We start from the raw sequence: 20,513 nt of genomic DNA on the forward strand, positions 1-20,513 counted from the left end.
AAGGGGCGCTTAAGATGCGTATTGAACAAATGATAGAGGAACGGTTTGTATGCAGCAAATGTGGAGGAAATTACTGCCAGACGAAAGAGGTCTCGATGTCTGGGGCCGGGCTGAGTAAGATGTTTGATATTCAGCACAATCATTTCCTATTTGTTTCCTGCACGAACTGCGGATATGTGGAAGTGTTCAACCCGGATATATTAGAAGGTAAAAAGAGGGGGCAGCTTGGCTCGATCCTGGATGTGTTCTTCGGTTGACATCACCCCTAAAATTCTTTAATATGACTAAGTACCAGAAAGTACAAACCAGTCATAGGGAATTTAAATAAAATAAACGGGTGATGAACATGCCATACAGACCGCAGATTGCAAATGTGACCACAGCTGGAAGCAATGAAAAAGAAGGGCTTTACGAATTCATTATCCACACGGCTGACGGAACGGATATTCGCGTATTCTATAACCGCTTCCCGGAATGGAAACTGACTGCGCTTAGCCGACTTGGGAAAGTACCTTGCCCGGTTTGTCGTAAGGATTTCATATGCAAATGCATGGAGAAATTCTCAAACGAATTCGACCAGCAGATGAAAGACGGCGAGTGGCTGAACAAAGCTGCTGAGTAATAAACCAATAAGCGTACTTGATCAAGCGTAGGAGAGGGCTCCTGCGTTTTTTCTTGTTTATGGGTATGGGAAGGGAGTGAAGGAGTATATGAAGGATCGTGCAACGGAAAATCATGAGGAATATGCCATTGTGCTGATTGATGGTGTGTGCCATTTGTGCCAGGGTCTGACGCAGTTCATTATCAAGAGAGATCCTGGGGGTGCCTTTCGCTTTGCTTCGCTACAATCCGAGATTGGGCAGGAGCTGTTGAGGCAGGGAGGGCTTAGTGGAGATACTACGGAAACGATGGTTCTGATTGAACAGGGGGAGTATTACACAAGGTCGACTGGCGCTCTTCGGATTGCACGACGTCTTCGTTTTCCTTGGCCGCTGTCGTACATTCTGATTCTGATTCCCCCTTTTTTACGGAACCTGGTGTACCGCTGGGTGGCGAAGAACCGTTACCGGTGGTTCGGACAATCCACTGAATGCATGGTTCCGACGCCGGAGATTCGGCGCCGGTTTTTGTCCTAATGCGATCTTGTATTAATGATGGTGTTCTGTTGTACCTTCTTGAAATGTGGGGGTACCCGCTTGCAGATAGGCAACCTCTTCCTCGGACAGTTTGCCGACGGCGAACGGTTTCTGGGGAATGATGATGGAACCGTTGTTGCCGCTGTGCAGCTTGAAAAAATACAGCCCTTCTTTATCGAAGGTCTTGGTTACCGTATACACACCATCACCGACCTCTACCGCATCCGTCATGGGATCCCGCAGGGAGCCGTCATGGCTCCACAGCTCATAGTGGACAAAATCCGCACCGGGTACTCTTTTGCCATCCTGGGTAAGGATAATCTCGATGGTCTCCGGTTGATGTACGGATAATGCATCCGGAATGTTCACCTCGGCGATCAGCGGGATTTCTTTTTCATACCGGTTGGCTGCATCGGGACTGGCCGAGCAAGCGCTCAGCAGCAGGACCGATAGCAGAACGGATAATATAAAACGGCTTTTCATGATCATGAAACCGCCACCCCTTATTGTAGTTTGAGTATATAACCGAATCAGGCATTTAGAAATGTCTTGATCGCCGGTACCCTCCGAACGATGACATAATCGATGATCCACACGATGATGAGCGACAAGCCCACAAGCGGGAATAGGATCCCCAAAGCGATGAGCAGCAGAAGAAACAGCCTCATTTTTTTGGCATCTACCTCGGGCGCTTTTGGTGCCCCCAGTCCATGATCCGGTTTACGCTTCCACCACAAGTACAAACCGCTTACCGCAATAAAAATGATTCCTATGCATATAAGCAAACTGAAGATTTGGTTGACGATACCGAACTGGGTTCCTTTATGCAGCGTAATGCCAAGGGCCACGGCTTTGCCGACGATTCCGTAATGATCATAGCGATAATCCGCCAAGACCGCGCCGCTGTACTGGTCGATATGCATGGTAGCCTCGTCTTGTGCTTTGGGCGGATAGGCAGACAATGTGTACACCCCGTCCGCTTGCTGCGGGATGCTGATGGTGTAGCTTGGATGGATCCCCTCACTTCGGGCCACATACATCACATCTTCGATGGGAAGCGGGGTAAAGTCAGAGATGGTCGAATTGGGAACTGCCAGATTCTCGGCGGCCCAAGGTACTTCGGCCACTTCCTTGGTCTGCATGACATGGGAGGATGGAGCACTACCCGACCAGATGGACGGCGGATAACCGGCACCGGTATTCGTCGCCATGGTTTGAAAATTGCTGCCCCACAGGCCTGACCAGGGCAACCCGGTCATAATAAGAAACAACATGCCTGCGGCAATCCAGAATGCAGGAACGGCGTGCAGGTCTCTACGAAGAATCTGCTTGCCCTTGCCCAGACGCGGGTACAGGATGCCCGCGAGGCTTCTTTTCTTTTTGCTTCTGTTTTTGTTTTTCGGAAACCACAAATACACCCCGGTCATGATCAGCACGATCGCCCAGCAGGCGGCAAGCTCCACGATCCGGTCCCCCACGGTCCCGACCATCAGCTCGCCGTGGAACTCCTCGATTTTGTCCATGATGCGGTCTTTGTCTTTCAGCTCGCCAATCTTTTCTCCCGTATAGGGGTCCATGAAGACGGTCATGGATTCGCCCCCTGAGGTCAAACTAATCTCTGTAGAGCGGGAGTCCGACTCGCCTGGGCGGTATTTCGTGATCGTAGCGTCAGGGTAGAGCTCTTTAACTTGTCCGACCAGCTTGCTGGGCGTTACCCGTTCAACCTGAGGGGTTACCGTGTAGTAGTCCCGATATAGCGCTTGTTCAATCTGAGGCTTAAATAAGTAAACGGAGCCGGTGATAGCCAAGATGATCAGAAAGGGAGCGAAGATGATGCCGGCATAGAAGTGCCATCTCCATACGATTTTGTACCATGCGGCAGAGCTTGGATTTGGCGGTTGACTTTCATTTGGTTTGCTTGCTGGAGGTTTCTTTTTCCCCATGGCTGGTGGCTCCTTTTCATTTACGGCTAAAATTTATATAAGATGAACATGAGCGTTCATTTCATATATCAGATGATTTTACTTCGGGGCCCGGAAACCGGCCTGGACGGCTTCTGCCTCGCTGCAGAACCACTGCTCCTGCTTCGTGCGCTCATAGTATGGAGATTCCGGTGTGTGGTAGATTTTTTCACCCTTCGAGTTGATGTTGCCTTTGATGTCGCAGCCTTGCTTTGACTTTTGGCTGTTCTCTTTCGGGGCTTGGGTTGCTGCTGTGCCATTTACGCTGCTGTTGTTCTTGTTGTTGGCGTCGTCCTGCTCCTCCGGATGGAAGCCGTCTTCCTGGGCATAGTTCTCTACGCTCCATATGCCAAGCGCCTTGTCCCGGCTGATCCGCTGCAAGTCATCAAATTTGTCTACATAGCGGGTGTTGGGCGGGTAGATATAGGCCACGCGGGCGAGTCCTTCTTCAAGCAGCGATTCCTGGACCATTTTTCCGTCGGCATATACATACGCAAGAAGCCTGGAGTATTTATCGCGGTTCGGACCGATATCAAATTCCAATTCAAGTTGATCGGCTTGTTCCACCAGATCCTTCGTAAAAGCCTTGGCCTCGGGCCCGAATGGTTGTACGCCCAGCTTCGGATGACTCGTCTCGGGCGTGTCGACCAGGAGCATCCGAACGTTCTCCTTTTTGCCTTCGAACATTACGCTGATGGTGTCTCCGTCAACGGCTTTAACCAGTTCCACGGCTACCCGCGGAAGATTCAGATCATCGGTTGGATAGGTCGTTTGTTTGGAATTCGTCGTGCTGGTGTTTGACTTGGCTTCGGATTTAACGGTTGTTGCGGTTTCATTGTTTGATGTCGCAGGGGACATCAGCGGCTGGCTGCAGCCGGATAATAACAGCAGGGCGGTTAGAAACGCGGCTAATATACGTTTGTTCATGGGTGTCACTCTCCAAGCTTGGAAGTATTGGTTTAGATGGTTTAGGAGTTTATATATGTTAATTCTATATAAGAAGTTTCTATATAGAGAACACTCGTTCTAAGCCTATATAGTAGGACATTTATCCTTGTTTTGACAATAGTGATTAAGGGCTATCTGTATATCAAAAATAAAATCTTGCCGTTCTGCTGCAACTGTGATATTCTAATGTCAAATTATAACAGACAACGGAAGCACCGTTCATTGACCGCATATTGCGGCCTTTGACGGTGCTTTTTTGGCGTTGTTACAGAAAAGAGGGATTGGCTTTATGATACCGGCCCGACTTGTGCTGGCAGTGCAGGATTCCCGGTATGTTGAACCGCTGCTGAGTTATTTGCATGGAAGTTCTTACGGATCGGTTCTTCAGGTGACCGCATTTACCCGCACCGATTCATTTCTACATTATATGGAAGTGGGGGAAGTGCCGAATCTGGTCGCGGGGGATACGGAAATGCTGGAGAGTTGGCTCAGCCGGGGGGAGACTTCGGTTCCTTGGCTGCTTCTAAGTGAAGGCCATTCATCATCTTCTCTCGTAGAGGGGGGCAACAGTACATTCAAGTATCAACCGCTGCCTCAGTTGATGGAAGTCATCATCACCCACTGTAAGCGAAGCGGTGGGGCGCTGGAGAAACTGAATGTCGGAACAACCTCGGTGATTGGCATCGTATCTCCCCTGAGCGGGAGCGGGAAGTCAACGATAGCCATGAACATGGCGAAGCAGCTGGGCGTGCTGGGATTGAAGGTGTTCTATCTTAATTTGGAGACGGTGAACAGCAGTGCATTATTTCCTTCCGGTTCGGTGGGCATGGAGGGCAGCTTTTCAAGATTGTTGTATGACATTAAGGCCTCACAAGAATCGGCTTCGGGGACCGAGTTGTCGATAACCCCTTATATCATCCGACATCATGGCCTGAAGTGCGATTCCTTTGAGCCCAGCTTCAATGTAAAGGAAATCACGGAGATGACCATGGAGGACACCGCTTTGCTGCTGGCTTCCCTCGTATCGTGTAATCAATATGATGCCATTGTCGTGGATACCGAGGGATACATGGGGGAACGAATGCAGGCGGTTCTTGAACAGGCCGGAGTACTATTCTGGGTTTTACTGGATGATTTAATGAGTATGTATAAAAGCGGTGTATGGATGGATCAACTGGAGCTCAAGGATTCCGTGCTTTTCGGAAACTTGAAGAAGCGGAGCCGATTCATTGTCAATCGATACACAGGACAACTTGTTAACGGATTCCCCCGCAAGGATATAAGCATAGACAGCGTACTGCCTTATATTCCTTCATGGAAACAGCTCCATCGGGAAGAACTGCTGTTGTCCTCACCCATCTATCAGAGAGAGGTATTGAAGCTCTGCCAGCAGCTGCTGGAGGGCTCAAGTATCACACCAGTGCAAGCGGGTGGTGAGCAGTGATGATGGAGGATCCGTTCAAGTCGGTTCGTGACCAGGTTCGTTCCGAGCTTGATATGAGTGCGAGCATTAACAATTCGGAATTGATGGCCCGCATCGAGGAACTGGTGTGGAGAAGACGCGAACTAATGGAGCTGACAGCCGCTGAGAAGCGAAGGCTGGTGCGCAGGGTATTTGATTCTTTTCGCGGGTTGGATGTGCTTCAACCATTAGTGGATAATCCTCGAATTACGGAAATTATGATTAACAGCCACCAGGACATATTCATAGAGCAGGATGGCGAGGTGAAGAAGCTGCCGCTCCAATTCGAATCGCAGAGCCGCCTGGAGGATATCATTCAGAGCATTGTCGGTACGGTAAACCGGGTGGTGAATGAATCAACGCCCATCGTTGACGCCAGATTGAAGGATGGCTCGCGGGTAAATATTGTACTGCCTCCAATAGCGCTGAAAGGGCCGACCATGACGATCCGTAAGTTTCCGGAATCGCCGATGACGATGGATGACCTGGTTGGAAGGGGCGCGCTAACAGAGGAGGCAGCGGAGCAGCTTCGGATATTGGTCAAGGGTAAATACAATATTTTTATAGGCGGAGGGACAGGTTCGGGGAAGACGACTTTCCTGAATGCATTATCGCAGTATATTCCGCCTGATGAGCGTGTCATCACGATCGAGGATTCGGCGGAATTGAAGATCGTGACGGTTCCGAATCTCGTGTCGCTGGAGACCCGGAATGCCAACACGGAAGGCCGGGGGGAAATCGCGATACGCGATCTGATTCGTTCCTCGCTGCGGATGCGCCCCAATCGGATCGTGGTGGGCGAGGTACGGGGAAGCGAGGCACTGGATATGCTGCAGGCCATGAATACTGGGCATGACGGAAGTCTATCGACGGGGCACGCCAACAGCACGCAGGACATGATCAGCCGTTTGGAAACGATGGTGCTGAGCGGTGCGGATCTTCCGATCAGCGTAGTCCGTCAGCAGATTAGCTCGGCGATTGATATTTTCGTTCATTTATCCCGGCTTAGAGATCGATCGCGGCGCGTAACGGAGATTAGCGAAGTGATCGGAATGAGCGGCGGCGAGGTGCTGCTGAATCCACTGTACCGGTTCCGCGAGACGGGCGAATCAGGCGGCCGGGTGATTGGGTGTCTTGAACCTTGCGGTAACCCGCTTCAATCGGCGGACAAGCTTCATATGGCCGGGATTACGGCTTGGCCGCTGCAGAAGATGATGGAGGTGACGTCATGAAGCAATCTGGCGGTGCTGTATTGACTCCGGAAGAGGATCAAGGTGAGCGGGTGATCAAGAGGAGTAAGGGGGCTGGAAAGCGTGAGCATGCTGCGCCTACTCGAACCAACACTCTCCCGGATTACGGCGTCTATCATCTCTCGCTGAGACAGAGAACAGCATGTGTCATCCTTGGCGGCCTTTTGTTTTTCTTCATCGGTTATCTGTTTTATCACAATCTGATTTTGTCGCTGCTGCTTGGAACGGGAGGTCTGACGGTCCCTAAATTTTGGCGACGGTTTATGTTGGAAATCAGGCGCAAGACGCTGAATCTTCACTTCAAGCAAGCTCTGTATTCCTTGTCCTCATCTCTGTCGGCTGGCCGCTCCGTAGAGAATGGGTTCAGGGACGCCGTTCAGGACTTGCTGCTGCTGGATCCCGGGGGGAACAGCGATCTGATCTTCGAACTCAAAGTCATTGTGTCCCGTTTGGAGTACGGCGAGCCTATTGAAACAGCTTTGCAGGATTTTGCACGTAGGGCGGGGATGGAGGATCTGACGAACTTTGCCGATGTCTTCTCGACTTGCAAACGAACAGGCGGTGATCTGGTTGAAGTCGTGCGCAGAACCTCTTCTGTCATCGGAGAAAAGCTGGATATTCAGCAGGAGATATCCGTCATGATCGCCCAGAAGCGGTTTGAATCCAAGGCGCTTCTTGCGGCTCCTTTCCTCCTGCTGCTGTTCATGAATATGACATCTCCAGATTATATGGAGTCCATGTATAGCGGATCGGGGATCATAATCTCTACTTTTGCACTGGCGGCTCTAGGAGGCTGTTTCTTATGGATCACCAAAATGATGAATATCAAGGTGTAAGGAGGTGAGGCGGGCATGCTGACATGGATATCCGGCGCGCTGATGGTTCTGCTTGTGGGTGGTTGGGTGGTGCTGAATCAAACGTGCGGCGAACGGTACCATCGTCTTGGCAAAGTGCCAATGGAAGGTCTTAGGCTGCAGCGGTTAGCACCGCCTCTGTTGTTTCTGCTCGAGCGAGGGAAGGTACCGATGCGCCTGCCGATTATATTTTATCGAATGCAGGGCTCCGTTCAGAAGATCCATGGCTTGCGGCACAGCACAGAAATGACATTATTGTTTATGGCCGAGGCACTTGCGTATACATGGCTTATTTTGATCGGTGGCTGCCTGTGGACATTGCTGTTGGGGGATGTCATCGGACTTCTGGCCGGATTGGGATTGGGTGCATTGCTGCCCGTCGCTTTGGTAAAGGACCTCCATAAAAAGGTCACGCTGCGTGAGCAGGATATCGTGATGGAGCTGCCGGAACTTCTGAACAAGATTGTGCTGCTTGTTGGCGCCGGCGAGACGGTGCAGCGGGCGATCATTCATTGCGTGGAACGGAACAAGGACGCGAACCATCCCCTGTATGCTGAGCTGAAGAGAATGGTGCTTGAATGGGAGGGAGGCCATCCGTTCCAGCAAGCCTTCGAGCAGTTCAATAAACGGTGCGGCGTTCAGGAGGTATCGATATTTACAACAACCGTCCTGCTTAATTTTAGGCGTGGCGGGAATGACTTTGTCCTGGCACTGCGGGATTTGTCCCGCGTGCTGTGGGAGAAGCGCAAGGCCATTGCAAGAACAAGGGGCGAGCAGGCCTCCTCAAAGCTGGTGCTGCCAATGGTGGTCATTTTCATGATCGTGATTGTTTTGCTCGGAGCGCCTGCATTTATGATGATGAACATGTAGAAGGGACCGGTGTATGAAATATGATGTTAAGCATGGCAAAGAACGGGATGAAAGCTTTTTGGAAGGATGAGAAAGGGATCGGAACGCTGGAGATGATCCTGATCCTAGTCGTTATTTTGATTATCGCGCTTATATTTAAAGATCAGATTACGGCCTTGGTGAACAACTTGTTTAAAAACGTGAATAACAAGAGTAAAGAGTTCCTTGAATAAACGGCTGCCGAGAAGATGGAAGGACGAGACAGGGAGCTTCACGGTGGAAGCTTCCCTGGTTCTTCCCATCGTACTGATGGTGACGGTATTGCTTCTGTTCCTATGCTTGTATATCTACCAGAAGTCCATGCTGGTACAGGCATCGGCCGCGGCTTCCGAAAGGACCGCGTATAGCTGGGACAACAGCCATAAGATTGCAGCCACGGGATCCGTAGAACAGGGACAATATGATTCGTTATATTGGCGGTTAACGGATGATAACGTAGTCGGAACTCTATTTGGTTTGGCAGGGGGAGACAGTACGAGGTCAATTACATTGCCGCAGGGCGAGGCTGAGGGCGGAAAATTGCCCGAGCTTAAGATGTCCAAGGGCGGCATGGCTGTGCCCGCTAGCATGGCGGGAGAGATGCGTTATTCGAATCAGCTGCTCATTCGAAAGGTGACGACTTCATTAAATGAGCAGGTATCTCTGACGCCATTGAGTCGAATATTGGACGATGGAGGTCAGATCAAGGTCAGCGCACAATCGATCGTGGTGGATCCTGTTGAATTTATTCGTACGGTGGACCTAATGCGATATTACGGATCGAAGTTTCAAGGCGGGAGAAATGGAACGGATAAGGCTGCCGCAGGGGAAGTTCTACAAAAGTTCGGAGGTTCGCGATAGTCATGACGAAGCATGGGAAAGCGCGGTCTAGTCGGAAAAGGAGAGAAGTGGGCCGATCGTCCGATGGATCTGTATCTGTTTTTTTGATTATCGCCCTGGCAGCCGTATTTATGTTCGCAGCCATATTCATTGATTTCTCGCGTATCGCGGCCATGAAGGTGCAAAGTGAGAGGCTGACAAGAGCAGCCGTACGCTCCGTGATGTCCTCCTATGATCCGCAGCTGCAGAAGGAATATGGATTATATGCCCTTGGAGACACCAGCGGTGATCTCATTATGGGCAATGTGCTGAATGACAGCATGAATCCGGGAGAACGTAGCGATGCATTCCGGTTAATGGCAATGGAGCTCGATAGTTCGGGTCTTGAGCTGCAGCGTCCGCTGGGGACTTATGACATATTCAACCGGCAGATTATCGAGGATATGAAGTATAAAGCGCCGATTGATTTCACTTTGGAATTAGTGGGCAAGTTCAAACCGTTATCGCAGTCCATGAAGGAAGCTTCCAATACGGTAGATGTCCTTAAGAAGCTTCGCAAATTGTATGACAAGCGGGAAGCGGCGCTGGATGAAATGCTGGCAAAGCAGCGAAAAGCAGGGGAGCATGCAATCCGGCTTTCGAAGCTTGTTATGGATCCGCCGGGACAATCGATCTCCGACACTTCGCTGGGGGGCAGTATGTATACCGCCGCTGATGTGGCATCGCAATACGAGGATTATAAGGCTAAACAACAGGAAGATGCGGACAGGCCTCCTAAGGAACAACAGTATACGCTGCTGCTCATGGCTTACCGGAGCGGAATTTCTTCCATTGGCTCACAGATTTCGAGGGAGGCCAGCAGAGTTCAGAAGGAGAATGACAAGCTGCTCTCGGATGCGCATCAATTATGGGAGGAAGCAAGGAATCTGAATGAAGAGATGAAGCAGGTCATCAAGGATTCCGAGAACCGTTCATCTAATAGGGGATATGATCAGGTCACGAATGATGTAACACCAGGGTCTAGCGATTCATCCGGGGCAGAAGCGGAGATGATTCAATCCATACGGAAGCAAGCTGACAAATTAATTCACAGCGATGAGTTCTCGAACGGCTTCCGGCAAGAGATTGATAGCCAGGAGAGTCGATACCAACAGGTTGCCCGAGCGGTCACCACTCTTCAGTCTTCGCTGGGGGGAGAGGGAATGAAGGGGACGGTGCTTGAAGCCAGTCGCACATTACAAAGTTTTGTGTCTAATTATGGAATATCAGGCAGTGGAAATATTATAGATCGGCAGCAGGCGTCATTGGAACAGTTCCGCACATCCGATAAGGAACGGAAGGCGATGGAGAAGCAGGCTAGTCAGAAGCTGAAGCAGGCATCCAAAGTCATTGAGGCGATTAACGGGTTGAATGGACAACATCAGGCAATTATGGATGAGTTCCGTGAACTCCAGGAGTACTATGACGAAAGCCTTCAATTTAATGCTGAAGCGGACAACATGAATAAGGGAAAGCCTATGGACGATGATCCGTATGATGCCGGTAAACAAGCAATGGATAATATGGACGGTATGTTTGGATTTATGGGGAACGTGCTGGGCGGTGTCAGGGATGAACTGTTTCAAAATGAGTACGCCGTTCATTATTATCAGCATTTTGATATTGGGAAATTAACCGGAATGGTTGATGGTTCCAACACGGGCGGGGATGTCATCCAGGAATTCGCCATTGGGAACCAGGAAGTGGAGTACATTCTATACGGATTTCATAACCCCGCCGGGAATATCTCGGCGGCCTATGCAGAGATCTTTGGTTCCAGACTCGCGATCCGGACGATGGAAGGATTCATTGTGAATAGTAAATTGGGAAATCCATTGGCGATTTTGGCGGCAGCGATTTTGTATGGGATTGAGAAGGCCATTGAGGATATGATCCAGTTGTGTCAGAAGGGGAGCGTTCAGCTATCCAAGTATGTCCCCGTTGAGCTGACTTACAGGGATCATTTGCGAATATTTATGTTTATTCACAGCAATAACGAGAAGAAGCTATCGCGCATGTTGGCGTTGATTCGATTGAATACCGGCACTAATCCTGCGGAGCGATTTACCTACGCTTCAGGAGAGGTCAAGACGGCCATGCGTTTATGGTTTCTCCCAGGGGTGACGAAAGCGATCGGCGTTGTATTTGGAAGCGATGGGGACGAAGTTCAAGGAAATCGTTACATGGTAAAGCGCAAGGCGGATTTTTCCTATTAGGATTAGGGGTACTTGAATGAAACGATTATCGGTAATACAGAAACCTCTCCATAAGGGTAAAGCGTCATCGGAACAAGGAAGCATGGTGGTGGAAGCTGCACTTGTGCTGCCGATGTTTATGTTTTTTGTCATTTTTCTCATTTATATCGTGCAAATGACGTTGATATCGACAGCACTCCAGAGTACCGTTTCGGATACGGTCAAAACCGTAGCGGCTCATATGTATCCCGTCTCGCTAGCCGTGCAGGCCAATGCCGATGGTAGTGGAACAGGAGAAGGCTCACCAAGCACATCCCATTGGGAGATTCCCAAATTGTCACTTTCTGATTGGGTTTCGAATTACAGCGACTCTCTTCCTTCTCCTGTTAATGAATGGATAACGCAAGCCGTAGCGTCAGGCGAGGAGCCGCTGCAGCAGCTTAAGAACCAAACCGTGGAAGCCGTACTCGATCCCGTGGTCAAGCCGATGCTGAAGCCATTTATGCTTGATAATCTGCTGGACTATGATCGAATCCATGTGTCCAATGTTCACATTCCGAATTTGAAGAGCGGGGCGAGTCCCTATTTCGGCATTGAGGTGAATTACGCGCTTCCGATCCGGGTTCCTTTCTTGAACAAACGCATCGTGCTGCAGGCAAAGGCTCAGGAGAGATTATGGATTGGCGACACCGGCGAAGGAGGGACGGGTTCAGGGGATGGCTCGGGGACGAACGGGGCTATTGAGCTGTTGGAGAAGCCGAATCCGGCCGTTACTAGCAAGCAGGCTAAGGTAAAAGTGAAAGTGGAGCCGGGAAGCAGTGCCCAACTGTCAGTCTATTATAAGAGCGGTCAGAGCACGGCTAAATATTTGGGCTGGGAGACCGCCGACGGTAACGGCTATATCGAGTGGGAATGGAACGTAGGCTTTAATACAACGCCTGGAACGTGGCTGTTTGTCGTTGAGACAGCAGACGGACAGCGAATTGAGGTTCCGTTTACGGTGGTGGCGCGGTCAGGTTCTTGAGGCCTGATAGCAAGAGTCCGAAATGAAGTGTTCCCTAAGAAGCGTTTCAGAGAAGTGTTTCAAAGAAGTGTTTCAAATAAGTTTTTAAGAGAGTCATTCTAAAGAAGCATTCGTTGTTCATCCATAGTTAAAATCTTATCAAGGCTATTCCAGTGAATAGTTTAAGCAAGGGAGTTTTGATGTAGTATGGCCGTTGCTTTTGGTGTTTGTGCCGTTTATCTGATCGCGGCATTCATTACAGATCTTCGTTCCATGAAAGTACCGAATGTTTTAACCGTTTCTGCTATGCTGTCCGGTCCTGTCTATTATGGCGTTCTGGACGGGTGGGAGGGGCTGTTCTTTTCTTTGCAGGGTCTTGGAGCAGGGTTTCTTATCTTGTTGATCATGTATTTTATAGGGGCTGTGGGAGCGGGTGACGTTAAGCTGTTTGGGGGGATTGGAGCCTGGACCGGTTTATGGTTTACCTTGCAGGGCATCATGTATTCTGTAATTTTTGCCGGTGTCATCGGTTTGCTCATCCTGCTCTGGCGGCGGGAAACGATGAAGCGAATACGCAATGTCGTTGGCAGTATCGCCGGCGTTTTTGTTATGAAGAGCTGGTTGCCATGGCGCAATAGCCAGGAGGAACACTTGCGATTCCCCTTTATGATTGCTGTCCTTCCTGGTGTAATCAGCACGTATGTGGTACTGCACTTGTAGGAGGGGGGAGCTTATGCTCGGATTAAAGGCGGATTTTATGCAGAATGGTGGAACCATTATGGTGCTGGACCGGGCTGAAGGAATCCAATCATCAGAACTTAATCATGTACAGCTGGGAATGATCCGTTCTTCGAGAATCCCTCATTTCTTGAAGCTGCATATGAAAGAAGTCGATTATAAGGTAACGCTGGAATATGATATCACCGGCAAAAAAATGCTGTCTCAAGCGTTAAAGAGCGAGCGAATGACGCTGACCGAATATTTTGGATTGCTGTTGCAAATCGTCACTGCCCTGGACGACAGCAAGTTGTATATGCTTCAACCGGAAAATTATATTTTGCATGAGGATTATCTGTTTATTGAAGGTTCCCTGCATCTTGGCACTTTATATTTAACGTATGTTCCCGTTGCAGTTACCGAAGCAAGCGGCACTCGTCTTCCAGTTATGCTCAAAGAGCTAATGACAAGGTTGCTCGCATCAGTGACGGAGCTAAAAGGGGGAGGGATACAGGCACTGATGTCGTTCTGCAGTGAACAGAGCTTCAATCTGCCGGGACTTAAGAAGCTTGTGGTTGACCTGTTAGCAGGAGAGGGTGAAGACCATCGTGCTGTAACTCAAGCAAATGCAGCAGTGCCTTCAGGGTTGAATCAAGGATCGCACTATACCGGTAGTCAATCAAGCAACATGGGCTCCAAGCCTGCATTCTCATTTACAGAACCGGCTCGCGGGCGGACAGCAGTGCCGCAGACAGAGAGTGACACCCACACGGATAAACAGAGTTTAATCCGAGGTCTGGCGGAACGTACGAATGAGATGTTTGGGAAGAGGGGCAAGAGCGAGGAAATGAATTCTCACGTGGATCGAAGCCCCTTGAGCTCTAATCCTGCGTGGCTCCCTGATACAGATGATACAAATTCAGAAGCTTCGGACAATGGCAAAGCCTCGCCGGTTCGCACCTATATTTTGTTAGGATGTTTGCTCGCTGCAGCGGGAGCTTGGAGATTACTTTACATGAATCAGCCTACTTCACTGATGCTGGGGTTGTCGGTAGGGATTACGATTCTGCTTGCTGCAGTAACCTGGCTTGGCTGGACAGGTAAACTCAAGCTGCTCTCAGGGAGATCTGGCGATTGGTCCGGTTCTTTGCCCATATTCGAGTCAACAGAGCTTAGTCCGCAGGACTCCAAGTGGAAGTCTGTCCCACGTTTTCAGGCGGACCCTTTATCGGGTCTTCTTGGGGATAGCCGGGAAACAGACGCTGGAAAAGCAGAAGCAGAGCTTGAGGAGGGAAAAGAGAACTGGAGATGGCGGGTCCCTAAATCTCCAGTTAACTCCGAGAGAGATCACCATTCAGCGGGATATCCTGAACAGTCTCCGCAGGGCCATGCTTATTCGCGTTCATCTGAGGCAGCAGCTGCGACTGCGGATCCATATGGGGATGAGGGGGATTATTATGCCCAGTTGTCCCAACGGACGGAGGTGCTTTCGTTCCCTGGAGGCGGGGGGGCTACCGTGCTGCTAAGTCCGGATGCCGCAGCCCGTCCAGGCGTGCAACATTCAGCAGGTGCTTACCTCGAGCTAAACGAACCGAATGCAGCCGCCCCCCAGCGGATTGAACTGCATCAGCCCCATTTCATTATCGGCCGGTCCCCTGACGTAGCCCAATTCGTTGCACAGGGAGTGGGGACTTCAAGGGCGCATGTCGAACTTTCGCGTGAAAGCGGAGGTTACGTCTTGAAGGATCTGGGTTCTAGAAACGGCACGGTGTTGAAGGGGGAGTCCATGGTGCCTTATAAAGAATACCCTCTGATGGAGGGGGATGTCTTTATTATTGCGGGATGGTCGTTTACCTTGCGTAGGGGTTTATATTAATACGGGATAATTATTGTAGAAGTAGGATTTGCGAAGCTATTATTCTATGAAGCTTAGAGAAAATTTGGATTATTGCAGAAAACCAAAGGTGTACCCTAATTTTTTGAGGGGCTTTTGGTTTTTTTATTTTTACTAGATATATAGAAACATCGGGTATGATGATTATGGTAAAATATACCGACTAACTATATATAACTAAGTTTGTATTTATTAACGATTAATTGAAAATATATCTTGTGTTTTTGATTCATACGTATAAGGAGGTCTTTGATGTGTCTGAAGATCTTAATAGAGAAATATTGAAAGAGCTAAAAGAAATCAATAATAAACTAGACACCTTGAACTCGTCAAAAGGAATATCAGGAACTCTAAAAGTTATTGCCCTGATATTCGGGTTTTTAGTGATAGGACCTTTACTTGTTGGGATAATGGTATATCTATTTAATTTAACTGGCTAAGATCTCCTCTATATTCAGGGCACAGGGACTTCACGGGCACATGTCGAACTTTCGTAGTGAAGGATCTGGGTTCGAGAAACGGTACGGTGTTGACGGGAGAGTCCATGGTGCCATATAAAGAATATCCTATGATGAGGGGCCGCAGGATGGACGTTTACCCTGCGCAGGGGTTTCTCCAACGTTGGGGAATTTAGTCCCAGTATTATGGGGTACATAAAAGTGTAGAGATAATAATACAATAAATTGCCAAATAATATAAAAAAATGAATTCCTTATTGTATAATACACAACAAAAAGGCGGAGACAACAATGTATAAAAACCAAAAAGTTTTCAAGTTTGCTGCGATGTTTATCCTGGTGGCGTTTATAATGATTACGACAGGATGTGTAGACAAGAACACGAAAATAACACTAAAAGGAGAAAGCATTCACTGGAAGGGCGAGTTAAACTCAAGTATCACAGATCAAGACGAGTCTGGTATGTATACCTTTTTTTATAAAGATGAAGACTGGAATGATGTCGAAAAATATAAGATTGACATTAAAGATGGGAGTATAAAGATAGAAGAAACAGGGCTTACAACCAGAACTATAGAAATTCCAATTAATCGGGTAAAAAGTTCTGTGACAAGTAATGAATCACAGACAGTTAATATTGTTTGGAATGATTCAAGAGGAAATGAGTACGAAGAAAATATACTCTTGAAACCAATTGACTAGTTCCATTGATAACAACAGGCTTGTTTTTCAGATTCTAAATTCTTTTCCATTTACCATAAGTTTGTAGTTTGCTATAGTTGCCGTTAAACTGCCAGATGCTGCGTATTACACACCGGAGAAGAACATGGTCCCGCATATAAATCCTATTACAGCTTTCTTCATTTATTAATCCCAATATTTTATAGTACATAAAGAACCCCGGGTTTGAAAGGCAGTGATCTGCCTTAACATAATACCCAGGGTTATTTTTCTAATTTTTATTGAAGTGTGAGTGCGAAATTTTTATAACGAGCTTGAATAAATCATGTACTCCGTATCACCGGTTGGGTCAAAATACCAGTAAGCTACCTTTTTCGAGTAATTATAAGATCCTCCGTATAAGGGCCAGCGTGTAACATATACATTGTATTCGGGAACGAAAATATTATATTGGGCATCATATCCGCTTGGATAAGAGGAACTCGCAAAGAATGTAATGATAAATATGTTGACTTTTTTGTAGCCATATTTTTTATGTACATGATTGGCAATATTTTTGGTCAGCTGATGCCCCGTTGAAGGTTTGCTGTCAAAGGTGTCGATAATGTTCTGCATCGTTTGTTCATCCGAAATTTCTACGGCAATGGAAAGTGTATCCAAATCGTCGGTTACGCCATAAGTTAAGTTATTTAGGTGCAATTTTCCGAAAGAGAGATTCGAGTATTTGGATTCCAACTCCTCTTGGATTTTTACAGCTTTTGTTTTTACCGGCGGAATCGGTGTAGGCTTAGGAACAAAGGGCTCTGTCCCCCTTGTAACTGGTAATGTTGATGGTGTTTCCATTTACGGCGAGGGTCGCTCCAGTGGCTTCGCTGATGAAGCGAAGCGGAACGAAAATGTTTCCGTTCAAGGACACTGGGGGAGATTCGAGCAGCATTCGCGAACCGTTTACATAGGCGTTTTTGTTGCCAATAGTCAGCACAAGGTTGATCCCTTTCTTAGTCCCTGTAATCTGCTGTTTAGCGGGATCCCACTTTACAGAGAGACCCAAGCTTTTGAATATCGGAGCGAATTGTACCAGGGTCACCCCGTCTCGCAAAATAGGGGCCTGTCGCAGCCCCACTTTAACGCCATCCACATTGACGATATTGGCTGGCGCCGCTCCTGCGGCCGGTACAATACATGTAAATAGTAAAACTATAATAATTGCTAATTTCAACTTCACGCGATTCTTCCTCCTAGGACTATCGGATTAGTTTCTTATAACACTCTATTATACGTGATCTATGATTTATTTCCATGATTTTCTTGAAATCAACCAGCTGCATCATCTTATCTGGCTATGAGATGAACTATTTGTTCCGCCCCGTAACCACGCCACATAGATAAGGGTTTATTACATAGGGTTCTAATTTCATGGAGATGAAGGAGAATGATCAATGTGATAAAAAAAGCCTTATTATGGTCACCCTTGTTTTTTGTGTTATGGTTACTGCTTCCGAGCCCATCCCATGCCGCCACTTCTTTTGTAAAAGCAAACGTGGAATATGGGCAATTCAAATCCCTCTTTACCTTGGAAGACCCGATAATGATGAAGGATGGGAGAGTATTGCTTCCTCTGCGGGAGGGCGGCGATATTTTGGGCTTGAAGGATTATTGGAATCAACCGCAGCAAAGGGCGAGTCTGTATCGCGTAAACCTTGAAGTGACGCTGCAATCAGGAAGCGATGTTGCTTATGTAAACAAGAAAAAGAAGAAACTTAATGTTTCTACGGAAGTCATCAACGGAAAGCTGTACATTCCTCTCCGGTTTGTTGCCGAAGCCGTTAAAGAGGAGGTAAAGTGGGACTCCCATACGAAGACGCTGTCTGTGGGCAGTACTTATGCTGTGGGAACAGATAAGGGCATTACATTTTGGCTTAATCGAAAGAACGGCGAGTTCTATCAAGCCATCGGTAACAAGGTGCCATCGTTGATTGGGACATTGGAGATTAGGGTAGAGGAGCTGAGACATCTCCAGGTGGAAAGACTGTCTGACCATAGTTCGTACATCCGATTATATGAGGCAGTAGGGATGTCCGCATTAGGTAAGAGATCCGGCCAGGCTTTTGTAAAGAACGGACACATCATAAAGGAATCGCACTTCGGATTCATGGGATATTATCCAGATACCAATGCGTATAACCTATACGAACTGCAGGAAAAATTATTGTTCACGGACGGCAAGCATGCAGAGTTTCTGAATCATGAAGGGGAAGTGGTGGCTTCCTACGATCTGGGAGAGCTTACTGGAAAAAAAGACGAGGTCTATATGATCGAATACGTCACGGATTCGTATATGATTTTGCGGGAATATGGTACACAGCATCTGATACTCTATCACCGTATGCGCGAAATCACTGCTTATCTTCATGAGATACTCCCGCTTCCGCCTGCGGAGAAACAGTTCCTTGAAGAAGTTGCCTTGGACAGAAATAATGAACCGGACCGCGAGCTTATCATTCGCTTCAATAAACAAGAGGAGAATACGCTGTTGTTCCTGTATAAGAGTAAAAAAACAGGGCAGGTTCATATGTATCCCTTCAATTTAACGAAATTAAAAAACGAATCCCCCTGATCCTCTGTATGAGGATAGGGGGAGTTATTTTCCGGACCAAACGGTTTGTCCGAACATTTTGAATGAGGCAAATACCGTCGTTCCATTTAAGGTTATGTTATTACTTATTAATCAAATGCTGATATGGCTTGTAGTCGATTTCCTTCTTCTGGAGGAAATTCATCAGGAATTTGTAATCCCGCTTCGGCGTAGCCACGATGTAACCTTTGATGCAGTGATCCCGAGTTACTTCGGTTGCGCCGGATTCGACGGCGATTTTGCCTATTTCGGCTGCAATGGAGTGTTTGGCGATATCCCGGAACGGTCCTGGAACAGGCTGCACCAGTTCGTCCAGAAATGCTTTGGATTCATCCGTCCACAGCGGGCGGCTTCGCTCTACCCAGTAATTTTGCCAATCGAGCTTCGATTTGCCGTCGGCCTTGGGAAGCACTTTCAGAAACTTGCGGAACATGAAAAATCCGCCGATGCCCATCAGCCCAAGCATGACCCATCCCCAGAAGGCAATGGAGTTCATGAACCATGACGGCGGCGCACTGGACGACAAATAGCCCATGACGGCCCCTGTGCTCTTCATCTGTATATCACCTCAATGATTATTGTCACATGACACTTTCTTGAGAATTATAACGCATTTCTAGATTTATTTCGATAGCCCAGACATATTTAGTTCATGTATGGCGCTATAGGGTTTTCGGAAGTTGTAGTGAGGATGTGCCCACGTGTTGCCCACAATGACTGGCTCCATATAGGCCATAATCCTGGATCAAGAAGGGGCATACACCGTAGATCAGGTCGATAACGAACCATCGCCGTAGATCCACTACATATGCAGTCATACGCACAACCAGCGCCTGTGGTATCCCATAACATTATCAGATCATGAACGGTTTCAGATTGATGATGCATTGTCTACGCTGAGAGAGAGAAACAAGGGTATGTACTACGATTTGGACTGTGCTTTAGTTTTCGTCAAGTAGCCTCGGAGATGGGGATTACCAAAAGCGCGGTACAACTAATGCTAGAGAGAGCAGAAAAGAAGGTTGCTGATAATATAGCTAACAGCCTTTTCCTAGTGGGATAAAAAATGTGATCTATTAGTGAAGAGCTGTGAATAATGTATTTATTATATGTATTTTTTTCCTTTACAATTAGACCTCTGATTGTATAATTGGTAATATACGGTATATGAACGAGGTATCTAAAATTATGAGTGCTCCCAATAAGTATTTGGAATTTCGTAGTAAGTTTGACTGTATAGACGAAAAGAAATTGGAACTAGAAAAATTAGAAATGGATACTCACAAGGAGTATTTGAGTTGGGCAGAGAATCATTTTACTCGTGATGTTCGAGAAATAATTATTCAAGTATGTATCGAAAAGAAATTGCCAGAGTGGAGAGTAAATGAATTAAAAAACTCACATGAAAAATGGGAGAGGTCCAAAGAGAATTTGACAAGAGCAGATATAGCACTTTTCGCAGAGGTAGAAATGAATCACACAGATTTCCAACCTGAAAAAAAAGATAAAATTTCAAAAATGATGGATTTCTTGAATTGGAGGGGTAAGTGAA

General features: G+C 47.7%; 24 protein-coding genes. 18 read left to right on the forward strand and 6 right to left on the reverse strand.

Features of this window, described 5'->3' with window-relative positions; all coding sequences use genetic code 11:
* The first annotated feature begins 14 nt into the window (after positions 1 to 14).
* From ACOZB4_RS30645 to ACOZB4_RS30655, 3 genes are all read left to right on the forward strand, one after another.
* Complete coding sequence (locus tag ACOZB4_RS30645; RefSeq protein WP_379416289.1) at positions 15 to 257, forward strand: zinc ribbon domain-containing protein; 243 nt, start codon at positions 15 to 17, stop codon at positions 255 to 257.
* Positions 258 to 346: 89 nt separating this feature from the next.
* Positions 347 to 622 carry a hypothetical protein gene (locus ACOZB4_RS30650; RefSeq protein WP_076324660.1) on the forward strand — a complete coding sequence of 92 codons (276 nt, stop codon included), beginning with the start codon at positions 347 to 349 and terminating at the stop codon, positions 620 to 622.
* An 88-nt stretch (positions 623 to 710) separates the two neighbouring features.
* Positions 711 to 1,136 (forward strand): thiol-disulfide oxidoreductase DCC family protein, encoded by a 426-nt coding sequence (locus ACOZB4_RS30655; RefSeq protein ID WP_379416291.1) that lies wholly within the window; start codon positions 711 to 713, stop codon positions 1,134 to 1,136.
* 12 nt (positions 1,137 to 1,148) lie between these two features.
* Here the strand turns inward: ACOZB4_RS30655 and ACOZB4_RS30660 are convergent, their stop codons facing one another.
* From ACOZB4_RS30660 to ACOZB4_RS30670, 3 genes are all read right to left on the reverse strand, one after another.
* Positions 1,149 to 1,625, reverse strand: coding sequence for a FixH family protein (locus tag ACOZB4_RS30660; RefSeq protein ID WP_379416294.1), 477 nt, complete (start codon positions 1,623 to 1,625; stop codon positions 1,149 to 1,151).
* 41 nt (positions 1,626 to 1,666) lie between these two features.
* Entirely contained in the window at positions 1,667 to 3,079 is a 1,413-nt protein-coding gene (locus ACOZB4_RS30665) for a PepSY-associated TM helix domain-containing protein (protein ID WP_379416296.1), read from the reverse strand.
* A 78-nt stretch (positions 3,080 to 3,157) separates the two neighbouring features.
* Entirely contained in the window at positions 3,158 to 4,024 is an 867-nt protein-coding gene (locus ACOZB4_RS30670) for a thermonuclease family protein (protein ID WP_339267740.1), read from the reverse strand.
* Between the two features lie 310 nt (positions 4,025 to 4,334).
* Here ACOZB4_RS30670 and ACOZB4_RS30675 point away from each other — a divergent pair, with 310 nt between their 5' ends.
* The 12 genes from ACOZB4_RS30675 to ACOZB4_RS30730 all read left to right on the forward strand — a co-directional run bounded on the left by ACOZB4_RS30675 (position 4,335) and on the right by ACOZB4_RS30730 (position 16,347).
* Positions 4,335 to 5,489, forward strand: a complete 1,155-nt coding sequence (locus ACOZB4_RS30675) for a hypothetical protein (RefSeq protein WP_379416298.1) — start codon at positions 4,335 to 4,337, stop codon at positions 5,487 to 5,489.
* Positions 5,489 to 6,739 (forward strand): CpaF family protein, encoded by a 1,251-nt coding sequence (locus tag ACOZB4_RS30680; protein WP_379416300.1) that lies wholly within the window; start codon positions 5,489 to 5,491, stop codon positions 6,737 to 6,739. The genes ACOZB4_RS30675 and ACOZB4_RS30680 overlap by 1 nt, the downstream gene beginning before the upstream one ends.
* A complete protein-coding gene (locus ACOZB4_RS30685) occupies positions 6,736 to 7,593 on the forward strand; it encodes a type II secretion system F family protein (RefSeq protein ID WP_339291726.1) in 858 nt (285 codons plus the stop codon). The genes ACOZB4_RS30680 and ACOZB4_RS30685 overlap by 4 nt, the downstream gene beginning before the upstream one ends.
* Positions 7,594 to 7,608: 15 nt before the next feature.
* Entirely contained in the window at positions 7,609 to 8,481 is an 873-nt protein-coding gene (locus ACOZB4_RS30690; RefSeq protein WP_076324652.1) for a type II secretion system F family protein, read from the forward strand.
* A gap of 20 nt (positions 8,482 to 8,501) precedes the next feature.
* Complete coding sequence (locus ACOZB4_RS30695) at positions 8,502 to 8,693, forward strand: Flp1 family type IVb pilin (RefSeq protein ID WP_076324651.1); 192 nt, start codon at positions 8,502 to 8,504, stop codon at positions 8,691 to 8,693.
* The gene (locus ACOZB4_RS30700; protein ID WP_379416304.1) at positions 8,686 to 9,360 is read left to right on the forward strand and encodes a TadE family protein; all 675 of its coding nucleotides are present in this window, start codon (positions 8,686 to 8,688) and stop codon (positions 9,358 to 9,360) included. Before ACOZB4_RS30695 ends, ACOZB4_RS30700 begins: the two co-directional genes overlap by 8 nt.
* A gap of 2 nt (positions 9,361 to 9,362) precedes the next feature.
* A complete protein-coding gene (locus tag ACOZB4_RS30705; RefSeq protein WP_379416306.1) occupies positions 9,363 to 11,594 on the forward strand; it encodes a TadE/TadG family type IV pilus assembly protein in 2,232 nt (743 codons plus the stop codon).
* 82 nt (positions 11,595 to 11,676) lie between these two features.
* Positions 11,677 to 12,597, forward strand: a complete 921-nt coding sequence (locus tag ACOZB4_RS30710; protein WP_379416316.1) for a TadE/TadG family type IV pilus assembly protein — start codon at positions 11,677 to 11,679, stop codon at positions 12,595 to 12,597.
* Between the two features lie 186 nt (positions 12,598 to 12,783).
* Entirely contained in the window at positions 12,784 to 13,296 is a 513-nt protein-coding gene (locus ACOZB4_RS30715; RefSeq protein WP_379416308.1) for an A24 family peptidase, read from the forward strand.
* Between the two features lie 13 nt (positions 13,297 to 13,309).
* The gene (locus tag ACOZB4_RS30720) at positions 13,310 to 15,169 is read left to right on the forward strand and encodes a DUF6382 domain-containing protein (protein WP_379416310.1); all 1,860 of its coding nucleotides are present in this window, start codon (positions 13,310 to 13,312) and stop codon (positions 15,167 to 15,169) included.
* Positions 15,170 to 15,441: 272 nt separating this feature from the next.
* Entirely contained in the window at positions 15,442 to 15,627 is a 186-nt protein-coding gene (locus tag ACOZB4_RS30725; RefSeq protein WP_076324645.1) for a hypothetical protein, read from the forward strand.
* A gap of 309 nt (positions 15,628 to 15,936) precedes the next feature.
* Complete coding sequence (locus tag ACOZB4_RS30730) at positions 15,937 to 16,347, forward strand: hypothetical protein (RefSeq protein ID WP_379416313.1); 411 nt, start codon at positions 15,937 to 15,939, stop codon at positions 16,345 to 16,347.
* Between the two features lie 282 nt (positions 16,348 to 16,629).
* On the opposite strand, the gene ACOZB4_RS30735 is transcribed toward ACOZB4_RS30730, so the two are convergent.
* Positions 16,630 to 17,169 (reverse strand): hypothetical protein, encoded by a 540-nt coding sequence (locus ACOZB4_RS30735; protein ID WP_379416592.1) that lies wholly within the window; start codon positions 17,167 to 17,169, stop codon positions 16,630 to 16,632.
* A complete protein-coding gene (locus ACOZB4_RS30740) occupies positions 17,114 to 17,551 on the reverse strand; it encodes a copper amine oxidase N-terminal domain-containing protein (protein ID WP_379416594.1) in 438 nt (145 codons plus the stop codon). Before ACOZB4_RS30740 ends, ACOZB4_RS30735 begins: the two co-directional genes overlap by 56 nt.
* A 216-nt stretch (positions 17,552 to 17,767) precedes the next feature.
* Between ACOZB4_RS30740 and ACOZB4_RS30745 the strand changes: the two genes are divergently transcribed.
* Entirely contained in the window at positions 17,768 to 18,943 is a 1,176-nt protein-coding gene (locus ACOZB4_RS30745) for a copper amine oxidase N-terminal domain-containing protein (protein WP_379416596.1), read from the forward strand.
* A 100-nt stretch (positions 18,944 to 19,043) separates the two neighbouring features.
* Here ACOZB4_RS30745 and ACOZB4_RS30750 read toward each other — a convergent pair whose 3' ends face one another.
* Positions 19,044 to 19,517 (reverse strand): DUF2621 domain-containing protein, encoded by a 474-nt coding sequence (locus ACOZB4_RS30750; protein ID WP_009594427.1) that lies wholly within the window; start codon positions 19,515 to 19,517, stop codon positions 19,044 to 19,046.
* 330 nt (positions 19,518 to 19,847) lie between these two features.
* On the opposite strand from ACOZB4_RS30750, the gene ACOZB4_RS30755 reads away from it, so the two are divergent.
* Both ACOZB4_RS30755 and ACOZB4_RS30760 read left to right on the forward strand, forming a co-directional pair.
* Positions 19,848 to 20,024: a sigma factor-like helix-turn-helix DNA-binding protein gene (locus ACOZB4_RS30755; RefSeq protein ID WP_379416627.1), complete on the forward strand. Its 177-nt coding sequence runs from the start codon at positions 19,848 to 19,850 to the stop codon at positions 20,022 to 20,024.
* Positions 20,025 to 20,149: 125 nt separating this feature from the next.
* Positions 20,150 to 20,512 carry a hypothetical protein gene (locus ACOZB4_RS30760; RefSeq protein ID WP_379416599.1) on the forward strand — a complete coding sequence of 121 codons (363 nt, stop codon included), beginning with the start codon at positions 20,150 to 20,152 and terminating at the stop codon, positions 20,510 to 20,512.
* Position 20,513 lies beyond the last annotated feature (1 nt).

The sequence above is a fragment of the Paenibacillus sp. NPDC058898 genome, assembly GCF_049316025.1.
GTDB lineage: Bacteria > Bacillota > Bacilli > Paenibacillales > Paenibacillaceae > Paenibacillus_AQ.